Source organism: uncultured Campylobacter sp. (assembly GCF_938045595.1).
Classification (GTDB): Bacteria; Campylobacterota; Campylobacteria; order Campylobacterales; family Campylobacteraceae; genus Campylobacter_B.
In genome coordinates, this window is the sequence record NZ_CALIBB010000038.1 from 1 (window position 1) to 2,028 (window position 2,028).

Annotated in this window: 1 protein-coding gene; it reads right to left on the bottom strand. The window is 44.0% G+C overall.

The genetic code is table 11. From position 1 onward, the window contains the following. Window positions 1–1,373: 1,373 nt before the first annotated feature. The coding region (rmuC, locus tag Q0340_RS01560) for a DNA recombination protein RmuC (protein WP_298081880.1) at window positions 1,374–2,028 on the bottom strand (655 nt) is incomplete at its 5' end.

A 2,028-nucleotide genomic window follows, 5' to 3' on the forward strand; every position in this document is an offset into this window, starting at 1 on the left:
GTTTAAGGCGCTTGGTAATTTCAGTTTACTCGCAGAGTTTTAAGATGTGCGGTTTTTTGAGATTATAGCAGCGGGATTTTGGGTTTTTAGCGCGAAAGTATTTGGCGGATTTGCAGTGCTATGGCTTTGATTTTTGTCGAGAAATTTTAGAATTTTATGATTTTGCAGGAGAATTTTGTGTGTTTTGGCGCCGCGTCGAACTTAAAATTTCATCTTGCCGCCGCGTAAGATTGCGTGTCTAATCTTTCTGTTTTTTAAATACGGCGTATGTTTTGAGATTCGCGTCCGTTTTTAAAATTTTACTCCAAATAAACGCCGAATTCACAAAATGAGCCGCCCGGCGATAATTTTAGAAAGCCGTGCAAGCCTACAATGCAAAAGCAAAGCTTTATGAGAAGCGGAACCTAAGGCGCCTTTACCGATAATTTAGCCGCTCAAAATGCCGCGACTTTAAAATTTAGCGAGTTAAATTTTAAAATTTATGCCACTTGCTGTGGCTGGTAAAATTTCGCGAGCTAAATTGCGCTAAAATTTTACGAACGGCGACAAAAACTATTCGGCGTAGAATTTTATTCAGCTTGCTTATGCGGAGCGAGGGTTTAAGCTTGCAAGTAGCCGCGGTTTTTGCTTTACGCTCGCACCAACCGTCCAAAGCACCACCGCGTATTAGCGCGATGTTTATCTTGGCTACGCTTTAATGCGCGAGGTTTTGTGTCGCCGTAAAATACAAATTTATCAGCTTTCGGGATTGCAGATTAATTTTGCGTGCTTGCAGATCGCTTTTGAAATTTTGTCAAAATCTGAAATTATATCCGTGCAATGCCCATAAAATTCTTAGCGCTAAACGGCTGGTCCCGCTCGCAGCGCTGCTGTTTGAAATTCATAGTGCCTGTAAGCCGCTTTTTAAAGTTTCGCCAAAATATGAAATTTCACTCATGAATCATGAATCTGTCTCCGTAATGTAGAATTTGCCCACGACCGCAAATTTACGTACGCAATAATGTGGCGTCAAATTTTGTTTCGGTATAGCAGCGCTGAATTTCTTGGGTGGAAAGCGTATCGATTGATCTTGCCACATTGTGATAATGGCGTGCGTTTAATGCTTGAGCGGATTGAATTAGCTCGCGCGTCCATGAAATTTAGCCGATCAAATTTTATGCGCGTCAGACAGCCTTCGAATTCTGCTCGCTCGCGTAACAAATCCATTAAGCTGAGTTTTAAATTCTATCTATCTACCCCAAATGGGAATTTTATCTGCAAAATAGGCGAGGCGTAAATTTAATTGAATGCCACTCGCCCATCCATGGAATTCCGCCGCGTTACGGCGTGCCAAGGCGCTCGAAGCGCCGCATTGTGTGCTACGGTTTGCCTCATTACAGCTCGCCAAAACGCTCAAAGCGGGCTTTTAGAGATTTTACATTTTTATTTAAAAGCTCCGCTTGTGCGGCGAGCTTATCTGCGTATGTTTGAAGCGCCGTCGCATACTTAGCATGTGCCTCAAAGTCCGATTTTAGCGCGTAAATTTCATCTTTTACCGATTTTATATTTTGCGCTAGCGCCTCGTCTTTTACAAAGATTCGGATCGTACTTAAAAGCGCCAGCAGCGTCGTGGGCGATGCCGCAAAAATGCCGATTTGCGCGCAGTATTCAAGCACCTGCGGCAGCTTCTCGCAGACATATACAAAAACTGCTTCGCTGGGTACAAATAGCACCGCAAACTCCGTGCTAAGAGGCGGTATGATGTATTTCTCCGCGATATCTGCGGCGTGCTTTTTCATATCTGCGGCGAGCTGCTTATCCGCACTAGCAAGCGCTGCGGCGTCGTTTGAGGCGGAGGCGGCGATAATTTTTTCATAGCTTTGAAGTGGAAATTTTGAATCGATGCAAAGAATTTTTTCTTTTGCAATATGTAGCGCGCAGTCCGCGATTCTGCCGTTTGGTAGATGCTTTTGCAGCTCGTAAAATGCGGTGTTTTGCCCGTAAATCATCGATAAAATTCTCTCTAATCGGTACTCGCCGAAGTTGCCG